The following is a 21700-nucleotide window of genomic DNA, read 5'->3' as shown; positions in this document are numbered from 1 at the left end:
CCCGGATCAAATCCGGGGTGACGGAAAGTCGAAGGGGGCGGAACAAGGAGTAAGCGTGACCCAAGCCGCCCCTGTTGCCGCCCCCGACCCCGCCGACGCCCGCGCGCTGCGCCGGCGCGGCCTTACGCTGACGCTGCTCACCGTCACCTATTTCTTCAGCTACATGGACCGGCAGATCCTCGCGATTCTGCAGGAGCTCATCAAGGCCGATCTGCGGCTGACCGATACGCAGCTGGGGCTGCTTTCGGGGCTGGCCTTCGCCATCTTCTACGCGACGCTCGGCATTCCGGTCGCGCGGCTGGCCGACCGGTTCAACCGCAAGAATATCGTCGCGATTAGCCTGGCGCTGTGGAGCATGATGACGGCGGCGGGCGGGCTGGCGGCCAATTTCGGCCAGCTGCTCGCCGCGCGCATTGGCGTCGGCATCGGCGAGGCCGGGTCGTCGCCGCCGAGCCACTCGATCATCGCCGATCTCTATCCGCCCAACGAGCGCGCGGGGGCGATGGGCATCTTCTCGCTTGGCGTCGTGCTTGGCGCGGCGCTCGGCACCACGATCGGCGGGCTGGTGGCGTCGTCCTATGGCTGGCGCAACGCGATGTTCGTGATCGGACTGCCGGGCGTGGTGCTCGCGGTCATCGTCTGGCTGTTCGTCGTCGAACCGCGGCGCGGCCTGTCCGATCCGGCGCGCGCGCCCGATGCGCCGGGCACGCCAATGCCGGGGCTGGCTGCGGGATTCGCGTCGCTCGGGCGGTCGGCGCCGGCGGTGCATCTGGTGATCGCGGTCACGCTCACCTCGATGATTGGCTATGGCCTCACGGCCTGGGGACCGAGCTACATGCAGCGCACGCTTGGAATCTCGGTGCGCGACATCGCGCTGTATGTGGCGCTGCCGGGCGGCGTGTTCGGCGTCATCTCGGCGGTCGGCGGCGGTCGCATCGCCGATCGGCTGGCGCGCGGGCGCGGCCTTTATGCGCAAAGCCTGATGGTAGCGGTGTTCAAGCTCGTCGCGTTGCCTTTCATGCTGGGCTTCTACCTGATCGACCAGCCGATGCTCGCGATCGGCTCCTATTGGCTGTCGGTGCTGTTCGCCAACAGCTATCTCGGCCCTACCTTCGCGCTGATCCAGGGTCTGGCGCCGCTTCGCATGCGCGCGCTGTGGGCGGCGATCACGCTGCTGGTCATCAACCTGATCGGGCTTGGGGCGGGGCCGACGCTGGTCGGCGTGCTGAGCGACGCGCTGCGCCCGCAATTCGGTGCCGATTCGCTGCGCTGGGCCTTATGCGTGTTCGCGGCGATCACCCCGTGGGCCATCTTCCATTACTGGCGCGCCGGCGTGCTGCTGAGGCGCGCGGCGGCCTGACCGGCGCTGAGCGGGGGCGGGCAGCCCTTGGCGATGCGAATGCCGCGCAGGAACCCGCGCCGCGCCATGCCGGCATCGACCGCCGCCTCGATCCGTCGGTCGGACGCCGCCGCGCCGCTTACCTCGCGCACCAACGAGCGGAAGGGCAGCAGCGTGTTGATGAGGAACTTGCCGCCTGCCTCGGCCAGCCGCCCGGCCCGGTCGCGCTGCTCGGCAGGCTGGTCGAAATCGGGGCCGAGCGCGGCGTCGAGCGCGCCGAGCTCGGTCTCGATCGCGGCGCAGTTGATCGGATCGGCAATGTGATAGGGGTCATCGGCCGCGACTGCCAGCACGGGCGGCATCTCGCGCTTCATCGCGCCAAGATCATGCGCGGGCTGGCTGGCGATCTCGCCGGCGCGGCGCCATGTCTCTGAATCGTCATCGTCGTCGCGCTGCTGGGCCATCGCGGTGCCGGCGCCCAGCAACAGCGCAAGCGGACAGCATAACAGTGCGATACGCATTGTGACCCGATCTCTGATCTCGACGTGATACCAACCCGGCCGGTTGCCGGGCGGTTCCGCACTACAGTGCGAGCGCGCGATCGTCGAACATGCCGAAAGCCAGCGTCGAGGCGTACATCGCGACGGCGCGCTCGCGCGGCATCGTGCCGGCCCATTTGCGCATGTCGAAGGCCGCGTTCTGGAGCGCCATCAGCGCCTGGCTGGCGACGAGCGGATCGACCGCGCGGCACGATCCCTCGGCGATCCCGTCGCTGATCGTGCCCGCGAAGCGCCGCGCAATGCGGTTCGAGCGGTCGATCATCGTCTGGCGCACGTCGACGGGCAGGCCCGACAGCGCCGTGGTGCGCAACAGCGGGCCGCGTTCGGAGAACTGGATGTCGAGCAGCGTCGCCATCGTCGCCGACAGCCGCTGCCAGTGGCTGCCGCCAGCTGCATCGGCCTCGCGCTGCGCTTCGGTGAAGGTCGCGAAGCTGCGCTTGTAGCATTCGGCGACGAGATCGTCCTTGGCATCGAGATGGTGGTAGAAGCTGCCTTTTGTGACGTTCAGTTCGCTCGCGATCCGCTGCACGCTGGCACCACGATAGCCGAGTTCGTTGATAAGTCGCGTGGCCGCGAGCAGGAACGCCTCGCGGTTCGAAGGCGCCGCGCCGTGCGTGAGATCGAGCACCGGTGGCGCCCATTGTTGGTCGGGCGCGGCGATGCCATGCGCGAACACATCCATCAGCCGCGCCTCGACGCGGTCATATTGATCGACGCCGTAGCGATCGAGCCACGCCGTCAGCCAGAAGCTGTTTTCGAGCAGCACGTGCGCGCGTGCGCCGTTAAGGTCGGTGTGCGCGCGCGTCGGCATCGGCCCGAACAGCTGGCGCGTGCGGCGGAACACCTCGCGCCAGCCTGCCAGCAGGCCACTCTTCATCGGCTCGTCCATCGCGCGCAGGTCGGATAGGACGGCGACGCCCGTCTCCTCGCCGCGCCGCACGCGCGCCAGCCGGGCGAAGGTGATAGCCAGGAAGCGTTCGACACGCGCCTTTGGCTCGGCGAGTTCGAGCGCCTCGTCGAGCGTCGCCAGCAGCGTCTGGATCGTCTGGTCGAACGCGGCGGCGGCAAGGTCTTCCTTGCGCTTGAAATAATAGGTCACGCTGGTGGTATTGAGGCCGACGCGCCGCGCCACATCGGCGAAGGTCATGCCCTTTGCCGATTGCTCGTTGATCGCCTCGGCAGCGGCGGCGAGGATGGCGTCGCGCTTGGCGCGAAAGCGCTTGGTGCCGGTGTCGGCGGGGTCGATCGAGTGGTTGGCTACGCTCATGCGCCGAGCTTAGCGCGATCGTTTCGAAGAAACAGTGTTTTTCGCAGCCCGTGCTTTCCGTCGGGTCGATGGAGGTGGGGAGTGCCGCTACCTGCTTTACCGAAGATCGGGTATGGTTTAGGCCCGCGTTCACGAACGAGGAGAGGCACTGGTGGATTTCACGCTGAGCGAACGCGAAACACATTATCGCGACCGGGTGCGCGCCTTCATCCAGTCGCACATCGCGCTGCGTCAGGCCGACTATGCCGCCGATCTGGCCGCGGGCGATCGCTGGGCGCCCTCGCAGGTGATCGAGGCGCTCAAGCCGCAGGCCAAGGCGGCGGGGTTGTGGAATTTCTTCATGCCGCCGCATTCGGGCCAGGTGCATGTCGACGACAGCTTCGCGTTCGAAGGTACGCAGCTCACCAATCTCGAATATGCGCTGTGCGCCGAGGAGATGGGGCGGCTCTACTGGTCGAGCGAGGTGTTCAACTGTTCGGCGCCCGATACCGGCAACATGGAAGTGCTGCACCGCTACGGCACGCTTGAGCAGAAGGAGCAGTGGCTGCGCCCGCTGATGGACGGCGAGATCCGCTCGGCCTTCCTGATGACCGAGCCGGGCGTCGCCTCGTCGGATGCCACCAACATCGAAACCTCGATGGTCCGCGATGGCGATCATTACGTCATCAACGGCCGCAAATGGTGGTCGTCGGGCACGGGCGATCCGCGCTGCAGGATCGCGATCGTGATGGGCAAGACCGATACCTCGGCACGCCGGCACCAGCAGCAGTCGATGATCCTCGTTCCGCTCGATACGCCCGGCGTGCGAATCGAGCGGATGCTCAGCGTCTATGGCTATGACCATGCGCCGCACGGCCATGGCGAGGTGGTGCTCGACAATGTGCGTGTCCCCGCCGAGAACATGCTGCTGGGCGAAGGCCGCGGCTTCGAGATCGCGCAGGGCCGGCTGGGGCCGGGACGCATCCACCATTGCATGCGCACCATCGGCGTCGCCGAAATGGCGATCGAGGCAATGGCGAAGCGATTGCAGTCGCGCACCGCCTTCGGCAAGACGATCGCCGAACATTCGGTATGGGAGCAGCGCATCGCGCGCGCGCGCATCGACATCGAGATGACGCGGCTGCTGTGCCTCAAGGCCGCCGACATGATGGACAAGGCGGGCAACAAGGCAGCGCAGCTCGAGATCGCGATGATAAAGGTGCAGGCGCCGACGATGGCGCTCGCGATCCTCGACGATGCGATCCAGGCGCATGGCGGCGGCGGCGTTTCGGGCGATTTCCCGCTGGCGGCGGCATGGGCCAATGTGCGGACGCTGCGCTTCGCCGACGGCCCCGACGAAGTGCACAACCGCGCGATCGCACGCGCCGAGTTCGCCCGCCATGTCGGCTGAGGGCCGGATCAGCGCGAAGGCAGCGGTGTTGCGCCAGCCTGGCCAGCCGCTCTCGATCGAGCAAGTGGCGATCGACAAGCCCGGCCCGCGCGAAGTGCTGATCCGCACCGCGGCGTGCGGCGTGTGCCGATCGGACCTGCATTTCATCGACGGCGCGGTGCCGCACCCCCTGCCCACGGTGCCGGGGCATGAGGCCGCCGGCGTGGTCGAGGCGGTGGGCGAGGGCGTGTCGAGCGTGAAGCCCGGCGATCACGTCATCACCTTCTTCACCGTATTCTGCGGCACTTGCGAGTTCTGCACGACGGGGCGCCCGAGCCTGTGCATCGATCCCTCGACGCGCCGCCCCGCCGATGCCGCGCCGCGCGTGGCACTTGCCGACGGTACGCCGCTGGCGCCGTTCCTCAATCTCTCCGCGTTCGCCGAGAGGATGCTGGTGCACGAGAATGCCTGCGTTGCCATCCCCAAGGAGATGCCTCTCGATCGCGCCGCGCTGCTCGGCTGCGCGGTAATCACCGGCGCGGGAGCGGTGTTCAACGACAGCAAGGTGAAGCCGGGCGAAAGCGTGGCGGTGATCGGCGCGGGCGGTATCGGCCTCGCCGCGATCAACGCCGCGAAGATCGCCGGGGCAGGCCGCATCATCGCGATCGATCCCGTCGCATCGAAGCGCGAGACGGCGGCCAAGCTCGGCGCGACCGACGTGCTCGATCCGGGCGATCCCGGCATCGTCAAGGCGGTGCTCGCGCTGACGGGCGGCGGCGTGCACTACGCGATCGAGGCAGTTGGCAGCCCCGCAACCGCCGAGCTTGCGTGGAACATCCTGCGCCGCGGGGGGACCGCGACGATCCTGGGCATCATCGCGCCGGGCAAGGCGATGTCGATTCCCGGCCCAACCTTCCTCACGGGCAAGAAGGTGCAGGGATCGCTGCTGGGATCGACACAGTTTCCCGTCGACATGCCGCGGCTGGTGCAGATGTATCTCGACGGCCGCCTCGATCTCGATACGATGGTTGCCGAAACGATCCCGCTCGAGGCGATCAACGACGCGCTCGACAAGCTGCGCGCGGGTGACAGTGCGCGATCGGTGATCGTGTTCGAATGACCGACGATCTCGATCATGATCGGCTCGCGCGCTGGATGGACGGGCATGTCGCGGGGTTCGAGGGGCCGTTGCGCATCGAGAAGTTCGCGGGCGGCCAGTCGAACCCGACCTATCGGATCGATGCGGCGAGCGGGGCCTATGTATTGCGCCGCAAGCCCTTCGGGCCGCTGCTGCCATCGGCCCATGCGGTCGATCGCGAATATCGCCTGATCGCCGCGCTGCACCCCACGGGTTTTCCCGTCGCAAGGCCCTATGCGCTGTGCGAGGACGAGGCCGTGCTCGGCGCCGCCTTCTACGTGATGGAGATGGTCGAGGGGCGCACGCTGTGGGACGGTACGCTGCCCGGCATGGCGCCCTCCGAGCGCCGCCGCCATTACGAGGCGATGGTCGACACGCTCGCCGATCTGCATGCCGTCGATTACGAAGCTGCGGGTCTCGGCGACTATGGCAAACCCGGCAATTATTTCGAGCGGCAGGTCGCGCGCTGGACGCGCCAGTATCGCATGAGCCAGACCGACGATCTGCCCGAAGCCGAACGGCTGATCGAATGGCTGCCGCGCACCGTGCCCGAACAGACGCGCACCGCGATCGTCCATGGCGATTACCGCATCGACAATCTGATCTTCGCGACCGACGGACCACGCGTTCGCGCGGTGCTCGACTGGGAATTGTCGACGCTCGGCGATCCGCTTGCCGATTTCGCCTATCTGGCGATGAACTGGGTCACCGAGCCCGAAGGGCGATCGGGCGTGAAGGGCATGACCGGCCCCGAGACAGGTATCCCGACGCTCGAGGCGATCACCGTGCGCTACTGCGCGCACACGGGGCGCGAGGGCATTCCCGATCTGAACTGGTATTTCAGCTACAATCTGTTTCGCCTGATGGGCATTGTCCAGGGCATCAAGAAGCGCGTGCTCGACGGCAATGCGTCGAATGCGCAGGCCGCCGCCACCGCCGCGCGCGTGCCGGGACTTGCTGCTGTGGCATGGGATTTCGCGGTGAGGGCGGGCGCGTGAGCGCGGGAGCGATGGCGATGCGGTTCGAGGGCAAATCGATCATCGTAACGGGGGCGGGATCGGGCATCGGCCGCGCGACCGCGCGCGCCTTTGCTGCCGAAGGCGGTTCGGTGCTGTGTGCCGATCGTAGCGAAGGCGCCGACGAGACCGCGGCGACGATCGCCGAGGCGGGCGGCACCGCGCGCGCGATGCGGATTGACGCGGGCAGCGATGCCGACGTCGCGGCGGCCGTGGCGGCAGCGTGCGAAGTATTTGGCGGGCTCGACGTGATTCATGCCAATGCCGGCGTGTCGGGCGGGCTGACTGGTCTGCTCGACGGCACGGCGGAGGAGTGGGCCGACATCCTGCGCGTCAATCTGATCGGGCCGTTCCTCGCGATCAAACATGCGGCCCCGCGCATCGTCGCGCGCGGCGGCGGTGCGATCCTGTGTACCGCGAGCGTCGCTGGCCTGCGTTCGGGGGCGGGGTGCCCGCCCTATTCGGCATCGAAGGCGGGCGTCATCAATCTGGTGCAGACCGCCGCGCAGCAGCTGAGCGGCTCGGGCGTGCGCGTCAACGCGATCTGCCCCGGCCTGATCGAGACGGGGATGACCGAGCGCGCCTTCACCTATGCGCGCGAGAAGGGCGTCGAGGATCGGATCGGGCGCCTCAATCCGCTGCGCCGTGCAGGGCAGCCGCAGGAGATCGCCAGCGTTGCGCTGTTTCTGGCCTCGGATGCCGCGAGCTATGTGAACGGGCAGGCCATCGTCGTCGACGGGGGCCTGTCGACCAGCCATCCGGTGACGCGTCAGGAATTCGGCAAGACCGCCGCCTGAGCGCTCAGCGCACGCGCATCTCGCGCTGGCGCATCGGCATCGCGTCGATCGTCGCGGCGAGGCGCGGCAGCGCGACGGCATCGTCGGTACGCAGCTTGACGCCACCATCGCGCCCCAGAAGCACCGTCTCGAAGCTTTCGTTCGCTACGCCATAGCGCGCGCGGAGATGACCCGCATAGTCATAGGCACCAGCCACGCTGTCCCCCACCACCTTGACCACGTGAACGTCGCGATCGGCGAGCACACCCCGGTCGCTGTCGAGCAGCGCAAGCTGGCGAGCGAGCCGCGCATCGCGCTGGCTGGGCGCGAAGACGATGAGCGTGCGCTTTTCACGTTCGATCTGTTCGGGAGCCGGTGCGGCTGCGGTCGCGATTGCGAGGGGGAGCAGAGCGGGAAGCATGAAACGAGAACGCCGCACGGCTCGAAAAGCCGCATCGACGCAGACGAAATTTGGTCGCAGACGTAACGATATTGCGCAGAATACTCAGTCGCGCTGCCGGATCAGCCCCTCCTGCGCGACGTTTGCCACCAGTTTGCCGGCGCGGGTATAGATGCGGCCGCGATTGAAGCCGCGCGCGCCGCCCGACCAGGGGCTGTCGGCGGTGTAGAGCAGCCATTCGTCGAAACGGAAATCGCCGTGTAGCCAGACCGCGTGATCGAGGCTGGCGGTCTGCACCTTGCCCGAGATCCAGTTGACGCCGTGCGGCAGCAGGCAGGTGCCGAGCAGCGTCATGTCGCTGGCATAGGCGAGCATCGCGCGGTGCAGCGCCGGGTTGTCGGGAAGCGGCGCGGCGACGCGGAACCAGCTGTGCTGCACCGGTTCCTGCGGCGTCGGTGCGAACCAGTCGCGCGGATCGCAGGGCCGGATTTCGATCGGGCGGGCGCGCAGGAAGAAGCGCTTGAGCTTCTCGGGCACCTTGTCGGCGATCTCCTCGCGCAGCTCGGTTTCGCTGCGCAGCGCGTCGGGCGGCGGCACGTCGGGCATCGGCACCTGATGCGCGAGGCCGCGCTCGGGCGAATGGAACGAGGCGATCATATTGAGGATGGGCTTGCCGCGCTGCATCGCAATGATGCGGCGATTGGCGAAGCTGCGACCGTCGAAATCGCGCACCACGCGGTAGATGATCGGATAGTCCTCGCTGCCCGCGCGCATGAAGTAGGCGTGCAGCGAATGTGCCACCTTCGGCGCTTCGACCGATCGCTGCGCGGCCTGGAGCGCCTGCGCGATCACCTGCCCGCCGAACACGCGGCCGACACCTTCGGGCTGGCGGCGGCCGCGATAAAGATCGGTGTCGATCTCCTCGACGTCGAGCAGGTAGATTAGCTGGGCGACGAGCCCGGCGGGATCGTCGGCGCGCGCTTCTTCGGCCATCAATAGCCTGCCGCTCGGGCGAGCGCGTCGGCTTGGAAACCGGCATCGCCGAACGTCTCGGCAAGCACGCGGTGGCGCTTCATGTAGAAGCCGATGTCATATTCGTCGGTCATGCCGATGCCGCCGTGCATCTGGATGCCTTCCTGCACCGCGAGGCCCGTGGCCAGCCCGGTCATTGCCTTGGCGACCGCGACGGCGCCGTCCGCATGCTCGTCGCTCGCATCGAGCAGTTGCTGCGCCTTGAGCACGGCGGCGCGAGCGACTTCGAGTTCGGCATAGAGGTGCGCGGCGCGGTGCTGGAGCGCCTGGAAACTGCCGATCGGCACGCCGAACTGCTTGCGCTGCTTGAGATACGCGACGGTCATGTCCATCGCGCCACCACCGACACCGAGCAGCTCGGCCGAGGCGGCGGTGCGGCCGGCGGCGAGCAGCCGGCCGAGCACCGCGCCGCCGCCATCGACCTCACCGATCACGGCATCAGCATCGACTTCGAAGTTGTCGAAGTTCACGCACGAAGCGATGCTGGCATCGGCCAGGCGGCGGGGGTCGGTGTCGGGAAAGGCCGATTCGCGGTCGATCGCGAACAGCGTGAGGCCTTCCCCGTTGTTTGCACTTGCTTCCGAAGTGCGCGCCGCGACGATCATCAGGTCGGCGACATGCGCGTGCTGGACGAAGCGCTTGGTGCCCGACAGGCGGAAACCGTTGCCCGCGCGCTCGGCGCGCAGCGAAATCGCATTTGTGAACTTCGGCGTCTCGTCTATCGCGAGCGCCGCCACGGCCTCGCCCGCGACGATGCGCGGAAACCAGCGATCGGCATGCGCGGTGCCCTTCAACGCCTCGACCGCCGCGACGGCGGTGGCGAGGAACGGCGAGGGCGAGAGGTTGCGCCCGATTTCCTCCATCACCACGCCCGCTTCGACATGGCCGAGCCCCAGGCCGCCCTGCGCCTCGGGCACGAGGATGCCGGTGAAGCCCATATCGGCGAACTGCCGCCACAGATCGCGGCTGAAACCGGTGGCGTCATTGGCGTCGCGCAAGGCGCGCAGGTGCGAGACGGGCGCATGCTCGGCGACGAAATCGCGTGCGGTGTCGGCGAGCATCGTCTGTTCTTCGGTGAGGTAGAGGGGCATTTTTTCACTCCGTCACCCCAGCGAAAGCTGGGGTCTCGTGCGGCACGCGCACGCTTCGTTACGCGAAGGCCCCAGCATTCGCTGGGGCGACGATGCAAGGCCTACGCGCCCGGCAGCTCGAGTATTCGCTTGGCGATGATGTTGAGCTGCACTTCGCTGGTGCCGCCCTCGATCGAATTGGCCTTGGTGCGCAGCCATGCGCGCGCCGCCGCGCCGCCGTTCGAGGCTTCGCTTTCCCATTCGAGCGCGCCGCTGCCGCCGGCGGCCATCATCAGCTCGTGGCGCGCCTTGTTCAGTTCGGTGCCGACATATTTCATCATGCTGGGTTGCGCGGGGTGCGCGCGGCCGGCCTTCAGCTCGTCGATGAAGCGTTCGGACATCGCCGAAAAGGCGCGCGCGCGCACTTCGAACATCGCGATCGCGCTGCGCAGCATCGGGTCGGCGAGCTCGCCGCGATCGTTGAGGCCGATCGTCGCGATCGCGCCTTCGATCAGCGGATTGGCGCCGCCCGCGCCGAGGCCCATGCCCGAGATCATCTCGCGCTCGTGGCCGAGCAGATATTTGGCGACGTCCCAGCCCTTGTTCTCGTCGTGCACGCGATTGCGCTTGGGCACGCGGACATTGTCCATGAAGGTTTCGCAGAAGGGCGAATAGCCGCTGATGAGCAGGATCGGCTTGGTCGAGACGCCGGGGCTCTCCATGTCGAACAGCACGAAGCTGATGCCGCCCTGCTTCGATTCCTTCGAGGTACGCACGAGGCAGAAGATCCAGTCGGCCTTGTCGGCATAGCTGGTCCACACCTTCTGGCCGTTGACGATGTAATCGTCGCCGTCGCTTTCGGCCGAGGCGGCGAGGCCGGCGAGGTCCGATCCGGCATTGGGTTCGCTATAGCCCTGGCACCAGCGTATCTCGCCGCGTGCGATTGCGGGCAGATGCTCGAGCTTCTGTTCCTCGGTGCCGTATTTGAGCAGCGCCGGACCGAGCATCGAGATGCCGAAGCTGTTCAGCGGATTGCGCGCGCCGAGCCGCGCCATCTCCTCGCGCAATATCTTGGTTTCGGCCGGCGAGAGCCCGCCGCCGCCATATTGCACGGGCCAGTCGGGCACCGTCCAGCCGCGCGACGCCATCGCATCGAGCCACTCCTTCTGGCCGGGCCGATATTCGGCGCGGCGGCCGCCCCAGCAGATATCCTTCTCGCCGCGCACGGGCTGGCGCATTTCGGGCGGGCAATGGGCTTCGAGCCATGCGCGCGTATCGGCGCGGAACTGGTCGAGATCGGTCATGCGGTCGCTCCTTCGAGGGACTGGTAGATGCCGCGCGCGATGGCGATGGCGCGGTGGTCTTGATGCGGCGCGCAGATGACCTGCACGCCGACGGGAAGGCCGTTCGCCTCGCCCGCGGGCATGCAGACTGCGGGCAGGCCGGGATAGGTAGCAAGACCCGCCCAGGCGAGGTGCGCGTCATAGGGACTGTCGGCACCGTCGATCGCGAGGCGCCGCTCAGCCTGCGGGCGATGGTCGTGCGCGAACGCCTGCGTCGCGGCGGGCGGCGCGATGACGGCATCGACATCGCCGAACAGCGCTTCCCATGCGCGGCGGTTGCGCGCCTGCGCATCGAGCCAGTCGAGCCAGTCGCGCAGTGGAGGCAGCGTGTCGTGCAACGCGGGATCGTGGCGCGCGAAGGTGACGGCGAGCACGCGGCCATAGGCGTCATGCTGCGCAGCGAGATCAGGCAGCGCGGGGTGCTTGCGGAGAATCTCGACGCCGGTTCGCGCGAGCATATCGGCGGCCCGCTCTACGGCGGCGACGCATGCCGCCGCGGTCGGCGTTTCGGAATGCTTTGTCAGCGCGAGCACGCGCGCTGCGGGGCGATCGTCGCGCGGCAGCGACTGCGTGGCGAGAATGTCGAGCATGACCGCGAGATCGTCGGCATCGCGCGCCATGGGGCCGATGACGCCGAGCACCGTCTCGGCCCCGTCGATGCCGGGATAGGCATGGCCGTGGCTGTCGATCGCACCCCAAGTGGGCTTGAGGCCCCATATGCCGCAGAAATGTGCGGGGATGCGGATCGAGCCGCCGATATCGCTGCCGAGCTCGATTGGCACATAGCCGGCGGCGAGCGCCGCCGCCGCGCCGCCCGAGCTGCCGCCGGGCGTGCGCGAGGGGTCGCGCGGGTGGCTGGTGCGACCGTGGATCGCGTTGACCGACTGCCAGTCGCCCAGTCCCTTGGGCACGTTGGTCTTGCCGAGGATGATCGCGCCCGCCGCCTTCAATCTGCGCACCGCCAGTGCATCGGCGGTCGCGATATTGCCGGCGTGGTGGCGGAAGCCCCATGTCGTCGGCAGGCCGGCGACGTCGAAGGCTTCCTTGACCGTCATCGGCACGCCGAGCAGGGGCGCGCCGTCATCGATCGTCTCGCGTGCGTCGATCGCGTCGGCGGCGGCGCGTGCGCGCTCGAAATCGCGCACGACGACGGCGTTGATCGCGCCGTCATCGGCCTCGATGCGCGTAATGGCGGCTTCGGTCTCGGCGCGCGCGCTAGTGGTGCCGGCACGGATCGCGGCGGCGGTGGCGAGGGCGGTCAGCTCCGTCACGGGTTCCCCTCAACCGTTCGTCCCGACCGACGTCGAGGGGCAAGGTCGAGCGGAGCGAGACGTCGGACGACGCCTCGGCTTCGCTCGGCCGCTATTCTCGACTTCGCTCGAACCGAACGGAAAAGGGGTGCGATCGTTGGCCTCAATTGAAGCGCTCGCCCTTTTCGGCTTTGTCCTTGAGCAGCTTCGCGACCTCGAAGCCGTGCTTCTCTAGGCCGGCGACGATCTTCTTGAGGCCCTCGGTATCGGCCCAGAACATCGGGCCGCCGCGATAGACGGGCCAGCCATAGCCGTAGATCCACACGACATCGATGTCGGATGCGCGCTGCGCCATGCCTTCCTCGAGGATCAGCGCGCCTTCGTTGACCATCGGATAGAGCGTGCGCTCGACGATCTCCTCGTCGGTCACGTCATGCTGCGGCGTGCCGGTCTTCTGGCGGAAATCCTCGATGATCTCGGCGACGCGCGGGGAAGGCGAGGGGTTCCGCTTCTCGTCATAATCGTAGAAGCCTGCCTGCGTCTTCTGGCCCCAGCGCTTCTCGGCGGCGAGCGCATCGCGGATGCTCTCGATGCGGGTGGGATCGCGGTGCCAGCCGATATCGACGCCGGCGAGGTCGCTCATCTGGAACGGCCCCATCGGCATGCCGAAGGCGACGTGCACCTTGTCGATCTGCTCGGGCGTGGCGCCTTCCATCAGCAGCTTCATCGCTTCGACCTGGCGCGGCATCAGCATCCGGTTGCCAATGAAGCCGTGGCAGACGCCTGCGACCACCGCGACCTTGCGGATCTTCTTGGCGACCGCCATCGCCGTCGCCAGCACGTCGGGCGCGGTCTTGGCGCCGCGCACGACCTCGAGCAGCTTCATCACATTGGCGGGCGAGAAGAAGTGGAGGCCGAGCACGTCCTCGGGCCGCGCGGTGCTGGCGGCGATCTCGTCGACGTTCAGATACGAGGTGTTCGACGCGAGGATGGCGCCGGGCTTGGCGATCTTGTCGAGCTTGCCGAAGATGTCCTTCTTGACGTCCATATTCTCGTAGACCGCCTCGATGATGAGGTCGCAGTCGGCGAGGTCGTCGAGGCTGAGCGTCGGCGTGAGCGCGCCCATCGCGGCTTCGACCTGTTCGGGCTTCATGCGGCCCTTGGCGGCGGTGGCTTCGTAGTTCTTGCGCATCGTCGCGGTGCCGCGATCGAGGGCGTCCTGCTGCATCTCGACGATGGTGACGGGGATGCCTGCCGACAGGAAGTTCATCGCGATGCCGCCGCCCATCGTGCCCGCGCCGATGATGCCGACGCGCTTGATGTCGCGCGGGCGCGTGTCGGCGGGGATGCCGTCGATCTTCGAAGCCTTGCGCTCGGCGAAGAAGACGTGGCGCTGCGCGGCCGACTGCACGCCGAACATCAGCTTCATGAAGCTCTCGCGCTCGAACTGGACGCCCTCGGCATAGGGCGTCTGCGTCGCCTTCTCGACGCAGGCGATATTGGCTTCGGGCGCGTCGAAGCCGCGGAAGCGGCGGGCATTGGCCTTGCGGAAATCGGCGAATACCGATGCGTCGGCCTTGGCCTCGCCCTCGCTGGCGCGCGGCAGCGGGCGCGCGCCAGCGACTTCGCGGGCGAACGCCACGGCCTGTTCGCGCAAGGCGCCCTCGTCGGCGAGGCGATCGACGAGGCCGGCCTGATGTGCCTTGGTGGCGGGGATGGGATCGCCCTTGGCGACCATCTCGAGCGCGAGTTCGACGCCCGCCAGGCGCGGCAGGCGCTGCGTGCCGCCGGCACCGGGCAGCAGGCCGAGCTTCACCTCGGGCGTGCCGAGCTTCGCCGAGGGGACGGCGATACGGTAATGGCAGGCGATCGCGACCTCGCAGCCGCCGCCAAGCGCGGTGCCGTGGATCGCGGCGATGACGGGCTTCTCGGACGCCTCGATCTTGTCGACCAAAGTGGGCAGCAGCGGCTCGACGGGGGGCTTTCCGAACTCGGTGATGTCGGCACCGGCGAAGAAGGTCTGGCCATCGCACGCGATGACCACGGCCTTAATGCCGTCATCGCCCGCTGCCTCGTCGATCGCGGCGTCGAGCCCGGTGCGTACCGCGGCACCCAGCGCGTTGACGGGCGGGTTGTTCGAGACGACGACGAGCACGTCGCCTTCGCGGTGCGTGGTGATGGGGGAAGTCATGGCTTTGGCTCCTGTTGGAAGGTCGGGCGGCGGGGCCGCAGGTCAATCGAGTGCCGCAAAGAGCATCGCCTTGAGCTCGCGGCGGACGGGCCAGGTGCTCGAGGGCGACAGCTGCGTCATGAAGATCATGTGCAGTCGCTCTACGGGATCGCAGAAGAAGGCGGTGGAGAACAGCCCGCCCCAGCCATATTCGCCCGCCGAACCAGCCAGCATCGCGCGCGCGGGATCGAGCAGTACCGAGAAGCCGAGGCCGAAGCCGACACCGGCATAGGTCGCCTCCGAGAACATCGAGCGCGAGATGGCGGCGAGGTCGACGCCGCCGGGCAGGTGGTTGGCGGTCATCAGCTCGATCGTCTTGCGGCTGACGATGCGCGCACCGTCGAGGCTGCCGCCGTTCAGCAGCATCGTGCAGAAACGGTGATAGTCGAGCGCGGTCGACACCAGGCCGCCGCCGCCCGAGACGAGGCGCGGCGGCCGGCTCCACGCGCTGTCGGCACCGCGATCGTAGAGCACGCGTCCCTTGGCGGGGTGCATCGTCCAGCAATCGGTCAGCCGGTCGAGCTTGTCGGCGGGCACGTGGAAGCCGGTGTCGTGCATGCCGAGCGGCGCGAAGATGCGCTCGGCGAAGAAGCGGTCGAGCGGCATGCCGCTGACGCGCTGGACGACGGCGCCGAGCACGTCGGTCGCGACCGAATAGTTCCAGCCCTCGCCGGGCGAGAATTCGAGCGGCAACTCGCCCAGCGCCGCGACGAAGCCGTCGAGATCGAGATCGCCGTGCCAGCTCTCGATGCGCCGCTCGCGATGCGCGGCGTCGATGTTCGAGCGGTTCTGGAAGCCGTAGGTGAAGCCTGCGGTGTGCCGGAGCAGATCGACCATGCGCATCGGCTGCGCAGTGGCTCGCGTGAGGAAGGGCACGCCGCCGCCGCCGCCGCCGGCATAGACGCCCACGCCCTTCAGCTCGGGCAGCACATGATGCACCGGCGTGTCGAGCGCGACCAGCGCCTCCTCGGCGAGCATCATGAATGCGATCGAGGTGACGGGTTTGGTCATTGAGGCGATGCGGAACAGGCTCGTCGCGTCGATGGGGCGGGCATCGTCGGCGCGCGCGGCGCCCTGATGCGAGAAATGCGCGATCTCGCCCTCGCGCGCGATCAGCAGCTGCGCATGCGGCAGCCGGCCGGTGTCGAGATAGCGGGTCGCCAGAAAGGCGTCGATCCGCGCCAGCCGGCCGGCATCGAAGCCAAGGTTGGCGGGGTTCTCGATCCTTGCGTGCAACGGCATACCCCTCGTTCGAATCCATTGGCATCGCGCGCCGCGCGTGTGCGCTTCCGCTATTGCCTTGAGCGCGCCGCGAATCAACACTAACCTGCATCGCAAACGGGCGTCTTCCAAACCCGATATTCAATCTGGAGAGATTCACCTTGGCTTCGCAACCGCTCGTCGCGCTCGATCCCAGCTGGCCGCGCATGTCGCTCGGCCAGATACAGGACATCCTCACCGCCCCCGGCCAGCGTTTCGAGATCGAGACGGTCGACATTCGCGGCGTGCCGACGCGCACGTGGAAGCAGGCGCCCGCAAGCCTCGCGCTGCTCACCGCCTTCTCGCGCAGCCATGGCAGCCGCGAGTTCCTGATCTACGAGGACGAGCGCATCACCTATGACGCGCATTTCCGCGCCGTCGCGCAGCTTGCGCACAAGCTGATCGAGATGGGCGTGGGCAAGGGCGACCGCGTGGCCTTCGCGATGCGCAACCTGCCCGAATGGACGCTGATCTTCTTCGCCACCACCGCGATCGGCGCGATCGCGGTGCCGCTCAACGCATGGTGGACGGGCGGCGAGATGACCTATGGCGTCAACGATTCGGGCGCCAAGCTGCTGATCCTCGACGGCGAACGGCACGAGCGGCTGAAGGACTGCTATGCCGACATGCCCGGCCTCGAGCGCATCCTCGTCACGCGCGCCAAGGCGCCGCTCGCCGCGCCCGCCGAGCCGTTCGAGCCGCTGGTCGGCCCCACCGCCGGCTGGGCGACGCTCGACGAGGTCGGCCTGCCGCCGATCGCCATGACGATCCAGCCCGACGACGAAGTGGCGATCTTCTACACCAGCGGCACGACGGGAGCGCCCAAGGGTGCGCTCGGCACGCATCGCAACATGCTCTCGAACATCTTTTCCACCGGCTATGGCGCGGCCCGGATGCTGCTGCGGCGCGGCGAGGTGCCGCCCGCGGTGCCCGAGCCCAAGGTCAACCTCATCGTCATCCCCTTCTTCCACGTCACCGCCTGCTCGGCGTTCCTGATGGGCAACATGGTGGCGGGCGGGACGATCGTACTGATGCGCAAATGGGACGCGACCGAGGCGCTGAAGCTCATCGAGCGCGAGCGCATCAACGCGACGGGCGGCGTGCCGACGATCGCGTGGCAGCTGATCGAGCATCCCGATCGCGCGAACTACGACCTGTCGAGCCTCGAGAGCATCGCCTATGGCGGCGCGCCCTCCGCCCCCGAGCTGGTGCGGCGAATCCATGCCGAGTTCGGCGCGCTGCCGGGCAATGGCTGGGGCATGACCGAGACGATGGCGACGGTGACGAGCCATCAGGGCGAGGACTACCTCAACCGCCCCGACAGCTGCGGCCCGCCGGTGCCGGTGGCCGAGCTCAAGGTGATGGACCCCGAAGGCAAACGCGAGCTGCCCGTGGGCGAGACGGGCGAGCTATGGGCCAAGGGGCCAATGGTGGTGAAGGGATATTGGAACAAGCCCGAGGCGACCGCCGAGACCTTCATCGACGGCTGGGTACGCACCGGCGATCTGGCGCGGCTCGACGAGGAAGGCTTCTGCTACATCGTCGATCGCGCCAAGGACATCATCATCCGCGGCGGCGAGAACATCTATTCGATCGAGGTCGAGAACGTGCTCTACGCGCACCCAGCCGTCACCGACGCCGCGCTGGTGGGCGTGCCGCACAAGACGCTGGGCGAGGAACCCGCCGCCGTCGTCCATCTATGCCCCGGCTGCGCCGCGAGCGAGGCCGAGTTGCAGGCATGGGTGGCCAAGCATCTGGCGGCGTTCAAGGTGCCGGTGGCGGTGAAGTTCGTCGACCACGTGCTGCCGCGCAACGCCAACGGGAAGATATTGAAGAAGGAGCTGCGGGCGATGTTCGGGGCGGGGGCGGGGTAGGAGGGTCTGCGGCGGACCAGGCTGTAGCGTCATAAAGCAGCCGTTCGGCTTCCGCTCAATGCTGGTCATTCCAAATGCTCACGGTCTAACTTGAAAGCGGCCATTCGCTGAGACATAAACTAACGCCGTGAAAGTTGCCCGTACTCTGTTTTTTGCTAGCGCGATGGTTTTCGCGCTGTTAGCCCCGCATGCTCGAACTTCGGCTGTCGGCGACGAGGTAGTAATCCGGAAGAGTTACGAGACGTCCAACGAGGCGAGCGACGGGTCTTCGTCCGGAAGCTCACGCGGTCAAGACAGCCTTTTAGAACGCATCGTTGCAGTCCGGGATGATGGCAAGGAGCTGATCTATGATCTGCCCGAAAGCGCCACGAAGGAGGATCGAGCACGCAGCTGGCAATTTCCAGCTCACATATTTCAGCCAAATCGCGGGACGATAAAGCTTCTCAATCGTGACGATCTGGAGGCGCGGCTAGCTATCTGGTTGCAGTCTGCTGGGTTGGATCGGTCGGTTTGTGGGAAACTGATTTTTACTTGGAGTGCGTTTCGTATCGAATGCAAACCTGAATCGGTTATCGATACGATCAACGCCTTCGATCTGCGCGTAGGCGACCTCCGCGAAGGCGCCCCTTACTTCGATGACGATGCGAAGGCGGCTGGAACGCTAGTCCGAAAGGCGCCTCGCTCAAAGGTTGAGACGTTCACGGCCGAGTTACAGGTAAATCCTGATGTCGTGCTTCGCGCCCGAGCGGAATCAGACGTCGCAGTTGGGGAATTGATGCAAAAGCCTGTCTCGCTTGAGGCGGCGCTTCTCGAGCGCCGGAAAGAAGATGTATCAGGAAACTTGTCTGTGACTTTAACGATCGACGACGCCGGCCAGGTCATACGGCGCGTTCGCGTCATTCGTCTAAGAACCAAACGGCCAGACGGCTCAATTGAGACGGAGACTAAGGCCGAGACGGTCGAGAGGCTCTGATAACTGTCGGGCATCACCGTCTGCTTTTGAAGTTAACACTGAAAAAGCAGCCATTCCGCTTTCCTGCCCATCCCGGCCGCTAAGTTACAGCGCCGAAAGGATCGTTTGCGGGTCCGAGCCTTGAGTCCGTCCGTTCTCTCGACTTCGCTCGACACGGACGGGCGGGGCTGTATCGGTATTGGCGATGCTCGCTTTCGTCCTTCTCGCCCTCGCCCTGCCGCAACAGGCCGAACCCACGGCGGAGGAGATCGTCGTCACCGCGCGCAAGGGGAGTTGTCGGACGCAGTGGCGCGGGGGGGCGCTTTCGGGGCGGCAGCTCGATGCGCTGGCCGGTGACTGGGCGGCGGGCATTCCCGTGCAGGTTCGCGCGCAGCGCCGCGCCGATTACAAATGCCTGGCGAAAGTCGCCTTCCGCTTGGCCGATCGCGGCGTGACGCGCGTTACCTTCATCGATCCGGTCGACTGACGCCGATCAGCGGACGCGATCGGCCTTGCCGAAATCGCTTTCGAGCCGCGCGATCAGCTTTTGCAGCGCGCCGTTCATCGCCGTCTGCGGCTGCGCGGCGCGATCGGTGACGACGATGGGCTGCGCGCCCGCCGGCCGCGCCTCGATCGAGGCCTCGATGCCGTCGGCACCGTTGGTATCGCCGTCGATGTCGCGCAGACGCGTCTCGATGCGCGTCAGCCGATCGGCGAAGCGTGCGGTACGCTCGCGGATGCGCGCCTCGGCGGCATCGGCCATGGCGTTGCCGCCCTCGATCCGGTCGTCGCTGTGAAACAGGAAGTCCATGCGTGTCCTCTCGGTGGTTGATACCGGAAGGGACGCATGGGCGGGCAGGGCGTTCCGATCAGGCGCGCGCTTCCTCGATGCCGCGTTCGTTGTGGCGCAGGGCCGTCAGCACCGTCTCGACGATGTGCGGGGCGTTGAGGCGGGCCTCGTCATACTGGACCTCGGGCTTGTCGTGATCCTGGAAGGTGTCGGGCAGGCGCATCGTGCGCAGCGTCAGCCCGCCGTCGATCAGCCCCTGGTCGCTCGCCAGCGTGAGGACGTGGGCGCCGAGGCCGCCCACCGCATTCTCCTCGATCGTGACCGCGACTTCGTGCGTCGCGAGCAGGCGGCGGATCAGCGCCTCGTCGAGCGGCTTGGCGAAGCGCAGGTCGGCGACGGTGGTCGACAGCCCCTTGGCCTCAAGCGTCTCGGCGGCCTTGAGCGCCTCGCCGAGCCGGGTGCCGAGCGAGAGGATCGCGACGGTCTTGCCCTCGCGCACCACGCGGCCCTTGCCGATCTCGAGCCGCTCGGGAATTGCGGGCAGCGCCACGCCGGTGCCGTTGCCGCGCGGATAGCGCACCGCGATCGGCCCCGTGTCATGCTCGGCGGCGGTGTAGGTCATATGCACCAGCTCGGCTTCGTCGGCGGGCGCCATGACGACGAAATTGGGGAGCGTCGCCAGATAGGTGACGTCGAAGCTGCCGGCATGCGTGCAGCCATCGGCGCCGACGAGCCCGGCGCGGTCGATCGCGAAGCGCACGGGCAGGTTCTGGATCGCGACGTCGTGCACCACCTGATCGTAGGCGCGTTGGAGGAAGGTCGAGTAGATCGCGCAGAAGGGGCGCATCCCCTGCGCGGCGAGGCCCGCGGCGAAGGTGACGGCGTGCTGCTCGGCGATGCCGACGTCGAAGGCGCGTGTGGGGTGCGCCTTGGCGAACTTGTCGACGCCGGTACCCGAGGGCATCGCCGCGGTGATCGCGCAGATGCGGCTGTCGGTCTCGGCGAGCTTCGCCAGCGTCTCGCCGAAGACGTTCTGGTAGGATGGCGGTCCCGGCGGCGCCTTGGCCTGCGCGCCGGTGATGACGTCGAACTTCTGGACGCCGTGATATTTGTCCGCCGATTCCTCGGCCGGGGCATAGCCCTTGCCCTTCTTGGTCACGACATGGACGAGGATCGGCCCTTCCTCGGCATCGCGGACATTCTCGAGCACGGGGATGAGGTGATCGAGATTGTGGCCGTCGATCGGGCCGACATAATAGAAGCCCAGCTCCTCGAACAGCGTGCCGCCCATCGTCATGCCGCGGGCGAACTCGTCGGTCTTGCGCGCGGCGGTGTGGATGGGGCGCGGCAGGCGGCGCGCGACCTTGCGCAGCGTCTCGCGCAGGCCGAGGAACTCGCGGCTCGAGACGATGCGGCTGAGATAGGCCGACAGCCCGCCGACGGGCGGCGCGATCGACATGTCGTTGTCGTTGAGGATGACGATGAGGCGATTGCCCGCCTGCTCGGCGTTGTTCATCGCCTCATAGGCCATGCCGGCGGACATCGCGCCGTCGCCGATCACCGCGATCGCCTTGCCCGGCGTGTCGGCGAGCTTGTTTGCGACGGCAAAGCCCAATGCCGCCGAGATCGAGGTCGAGCTGTGTGCGGCGCCGAAGGGGTCGTATTCGCTCTCGGTGCGCTTGGTGAAGCCCGACAGACCGCCACCCATGCGCAGCGTGCGGATGCGGTCGCGCCGGCCGGTGAGGATCTTGTGCGGATAGCATTGGTGGCCGACGTCCCACACCAGCCGGTCGGCGGGCGTGTCGAACACATAATGGATCGCGGTGGTCAGCTCGACGACGCCCAAGCCCGAGCCCAGATGGCCGCCGGTGGTGCCGACGGCCGAGATCGTCTCGGCGCGGAGCTCATCGGCAAGCTGACGGAGTTGCGCGGGCTTGAGGCGGCGCAGATCATGGGGCGTGCGGACGGTGTCGAGCAGCGGCGTAGGGGGCATATCAACCATTACCCCTGCTTATCGCGGCCGAAGGTAAGTGT

The 21700-nt window shown here is 67.3% G+C and carries 19 protein-coding genes; 8 read left to right on the top strand and 11 right to left on the bottom strand.

Annotation, left to right across the window (positions count from 1 at the left end):
* The first annotated feature begins 55 nt into the window (after positions 1 to 55).
* Positions 56 to 1360, top strand: coding sequence for a spinster family MFS transporter (locus FBR43_RS00370; RefSeq protein ID WP_249276376.1), 1305 nt, complete (start codon positions 56 to 58; stop codon positions 1358 to 1360).
* Here the strand turns inward: FBR43_RS00370 and FBR43_RS00365 are convergent.
* Positions 1318 to 1860, bottom strand: a complete 543-nt coding sequence (locus FBR43_RS00365; protein WP_212611863.1) for a hypothetical protein — start codon at positions 1858 to 1860, stop codon at positions 1318 to 1320. The two genes, FBR43_RS00370 and FBR43_RS00365, sit on opposite strands and share 43 nt — an antisense overlap.
* Positions 1861 to 1921: 61 nt before the next feature.
* Positions 1922 to 3166 (bottom strand): TetR/AcrR family transcriptional regulator, encoded by a 1245-nt coding sequence (locus tag FBR43_RS00360; protein WP_136941273.1) that lies wholly within the window; start codon positions 3164 to 3166, stop codon positions 1922 to 1924.
* A 151-nt stretch (positions 3167 to 3317) separates the two neighbouring features.
* On the opposite strand from FBR43_RS00360, the gene FBR43_RS00355 reads away from it, so the two are divergent.
* From FBR43_RS00355 to FBR43_RS00340, 4 genes are read left to right on the top strand one after another with little or no spacing between them, the layout of a single operon-like run.
* The gene (locus tag FBR43_RS00355; protein ID WP_136941272.1) at positions 3318 to 4556 is read left to right on the top strand and encodes an acyl-CoA dehydrogenase family protein; all 1239 of its coding nucleotides are present in this window, start codon (positions 3318 to 3320) and stop codon (positions 4554 to 4556) included.
* On the top strand, positions 4546 to 5655 hold the full coding sequence (locus tag FBR43_RS00350) for a Zn-dependent alcohol dehydrogenase (RefSeq protein WP_136941271.1): 1110 nt from the start codon (positions 4546 to 4548) through the stop codon (positions 5653 to 5655). Before FBR43_RS00355 ends, FBR43_RS00350 begins: the two co-directional genes overlap by 11 nt.
* Positions 5652 to 6671 carry a phosphotransferase family protein gene (locus FBR43_RS00345; RefSeq protein ID WP_136941270.1) on the top strand — a complete coding sequence of 340 codons (1020 nt, stop codon included), beginning with the start codon at positions 5652 to 5654 and terminating at the stop codon, positions 6669 to 6671. Before FBR43_RS00350 ends, FBR43_RS00345 begins: the two co-directional genes overlap by 4 nt.
* Positions 6672 to 6682: 11 nt before the next feature.
* On the top strand, positions 6683 to 7486 hold the full coding sequence (locus FBR43_RS00340) for an SDR family NAD(P)-dependent oxidoreductase (RefSeq protein ID WP_136941269.1): 804 nt from the start codon (positions 6683 to 6685) through the stop codon (positions 7484 to 7486).
* 4 nt (positions 7487 to 7490) lie between these two features.
* Here FBR43_RS00340 and FBR43_RS00335 read toward each other — a convergent pair whose 3' ends face one another.
* From FBR43_RS00335 to FBR43_RS00305, 7 genes are all read right to left on the bottom strand, one after another.
* Complete coding sequence (locus FBR43_RS00335) at positions 7491 to 7886, bottom strand: DUF4174 domain-containing protein (protein WP_136941268.1); 396 nt, start codon at positions 7884 to 7886, stop codon at positions 7491 to 7493.
* An 84-nt stretch (positions 7887 to 7970) separates the two neighbouring features.
* Positions 7971 to 8858, bottom strand: coding sequence for an acyl-CoA thioesterase (locus FBR43_RS00330; protein ID WP_136941267.1), 888 nt, complete (start codon positions 8856 to 8858; stop codon positions 7971 to 7973).
* A complete protein-coding gene (locus tag FBR43_RS00325) occupies positions 8858 to 9988 on the bottom strand; it encodes an acyl-CoA dehydrogenase family protein (protein ID WP_136941266.1) in 1131 nt (376 codons plus the stop codon). The genes FBR43_RS00330 and FBR43_RS00325 overlap by 1 nt, the downstream gene beginning before the upstream one ends.
* Positions 9989 to 10089: 101 nt before the next feature.
* Positions 10090 to 11271, bottom strand: a complete 1182-nt coding sequence (locus FBR43_RS00320; RefSeq protein ID WP_136941265.1) for an acyl-CoA dehydrogenase family protein — start codon at positions 11269 to 11271, stop codon at positions 10090 to 10092.
* Positions 11268 to 12581, bottom strand: coding sequence for an amidase family protein (locus FBR43_RS00315; protein ID WP_136941264.1), 1314 nt, complete (start codon positions 12579 to 12581; stop codon positions 11268 to 11270). Before FBR43_RS00315 ends, FBR43_RS00320 begins: the two co-directional genes overlap by 4 nt.
* Before the next feature lie 142 nt (positions 12582 to 12723).
* Positions 12724 to 14751, bottom strand: a complete 2028-nt coding sequence (locus FBR43_RS00310) for a 3-hydroxyacyl-CoA dehydrogenase NAD-binding domain-containing protein (RefSeq protein WP_136941263.1) — start codon at positions 14749 to 14751, stop codon at positions 12724 to 12726.
* Between the two features lie 42 nt (positions 14752 to 14793).
* On the bottom strand, positions 14794 to 16032 hold the full coding sequence (locus tag FBR43_RS00305) for a serine hydrolase domain-containing protein (protein ID WP_136941262.1): 1239 nt from the start codon (positions 16030 to 16032) through the stop codon (positions 14794 to 14796).
* A 185-nt stretch (positions 16033 to 16217) separates the two neighbouring features.
* On the opposite strand from FBR43_RS00305, the gene FBR43_RS00300 reads away from it, so the two are divergent.
* The 3 genes from FBR43_RS00300 to FBR43_RS00290 all read left to right on the top strand — a co-directional run bounded on the left by FBR43_RS00300 (position 16218) and on the right by FBR43_RS00290 (position 19363).
* Positions 16218 to 17924 carry a class I adenylate-forming enzyme family protein gene (locus tag FBR43_RS00300; protein WP_136941754.1) on the top strand — a complete coding sequence of 569 codons (1707 nt, stop codon included), beginning with the start codon at positions 16218 to 16220 and terminating at the stop codon, positions 17922 to 17924.
* Between the two features lie 163 nt (positions 17925 to 18087).
* Positions 18088 to 18897, top strand: a complete 810-nt coding sequence (locus FBR43_RS00295) for a hypothetical protein (RefSeq protein ID WP_136941261.1) — start codon at positions 18088 to 18090, stop codon at positions 18895 to 18897.
* A 184-nt stretch (positions 18898 to 19081) separates the two neighbouring features.
* On the top strand, positions 19082 to 19363 hold the full coding sequence (locus tag FBR43_RS00290; RefSeq protein WP_136941260.1) for a hypothetical protein: 282 nt from the start codon (positions 19082 to 19084) through the stop codon (positions 19361 to 19363).
* 6 nt (positions 19364 to 19369) lie between these two features.
* Here the strand turns inward: FBR43_RS00290 and FBR43_RS00285 are convergent, their stop codons facing one another.
* Both FBR43_RS00285 and dxs read right to left on the bottom strand, forming a co-directional pair.
* Positions 19370 to 19687, bottom strand: coding sequence for an HPF/RaiA family ribosome-associated protein (locus tag FBR43_RS00285; protein ID WP_136941259.1), 318 nt, complete (start codon positions 19685 to 19687; stop codon positions 19370 to 19372).
* 58 nt (positions 19688 to 19745) lie between these two features.
* Entirely contained in the window at positions 19746 to 21668 is a 1923-nt protein-coding gene (gene dxs / locus FBR43_RS00280; protein ID WP_136941258.1) for a 1-deoxy-D-xylulose-5-phosphate synthase, read from the bottom strand.
* Positions 21669 to 21700 lie beyond the last annotated feature (32 nt).

The sequence above is a fragment of the Sphingomonas baiyangensis genome (assembly GCF_005144715.1).
In the GTDB taxonomy this organism is placed as follows: domain Bacteria; phylum Pseudomonadota; class Alphaproteobacteria; order Sphingomonadales; family Sphingomonadaceae; genus Sphingomonas; species Sphingomonas baiyangensis.
This window is presented reverse-complemented; position numbering and strand designations above follow the sequence as displayed.

Bases quoted from the DNA above. Each gene is read 5' to 3' on its own strand.
- FBR43_RS00365 (WP_212611863.1), bottom strand. From the start codon at position 1,860: ATGCGTATCGCACTGTTATGCTGTCCGCTTGCGCTGTTGCTGGGCGCC.
- FBR43_RS00360 (WP_136941273.1), bottom strand. From the start codon at position 3,166: ATGAGCGTAGCCAACCACTCGATCGACCCCGCCGACACCGGCACCAAG.
- FBR43_RS00350 (WP_136941271.1), top strand. From the start codon at position 4,546: ATGTCGGCTGAGGGCCGGATCAGCGCGAAGGCAGCGGTGTTGCGCCAG.
- FBR43_RS00345 (WP_136941270.1), top strand. From the start codon at position 5,652: ATGACCGACGATCTCGATCATGATCGGCTCGCGCGCTGGATGGACGGG.
- FBR43_RS00340 (WP_136941269.1), top strand. From the start codon at position 6,683: ATGGCGATGCGGTTCGAGGGCAAATCGATCATCGTAACGGGGGCGGGA.
- FBR43_RS00335 (WP_136941268.1), bottom strand. From the start codon at position 7,886: ATGCTTCCCGCTCTGCTCCCCCTCGCAATCGCGACCGCAGCCGCACCG.
- FBR43_RS00330 (WP_136941267.1), bottom strand. From the start codon at position 8,858: ATGGCCGAAGAAGCGCGCGCCGACGATCCCGCCGGGCTCGTCGCCCAG.
- FBR43_RS00325 (WP_136941266.1), bottom strand. From the start codon at position 9,988: ATGCCCCTCTACCTCACCGAAGAACAGACGATGCTCGCCGACACCGCA.
- FBR43_RS00320 (WP_136941265.1), bottom strand. From the start codon at position 11,271: ATGACCGATCTCGACCAGTTCCGCGCCGATACGCGCGCATGGCTCGAA.
- FBR43_RS00310 (WP_136941263.1), bottom strand. From the start codon at position 14,751: ATGACTTCCCCCATCACCACGCACCGCGAAGGCGACGTGCTCGTCGTC.
- FBR43_RS00305 (WP_136941262.1), bottom strand. From the start codon at position 16,032: ATGCCGTTGCACGCAAGGATCGAGAACCCCGCCAACCTTGGCTTCGAT.
- FBR43_RS00300 (WP_136941754.1), top strand. From the start codon at position 16,218: ATGTCGCTCGGCCAGATACAGGACATCCTCACCGCCCCCGGCCAGCGT.
- FBR43_RS00295 (WP_136941261.1), top strand. From the start codon at position 18,088: ATGGTTTTCGCGCTGTTAGCCCCGCATGCTCGAACTTCGGCTGTCGGC.
- FBR43_RS00290 (WP_136941260.1), top strand. From the start codon at position 19,082: ATGCTCGCTTTCGTCCTTCTCGCCCTCGCCCTGCCGCAACAGGCCGAA.
- FBR43_RS00285 (WP_136941259.1), bottom strand. From the start codon at position 19,687: ATGGACTTCCTGTTTCACAGCGACGACCGGATCGAGGGCGGCAACGCC.
- dxs (WP_136941258.1), bottom strand. From the start codon at position 21,668: ATGGTTGATATGCCCCCTACGCCGCTGCTCGACACCGTCCGCACGCCC.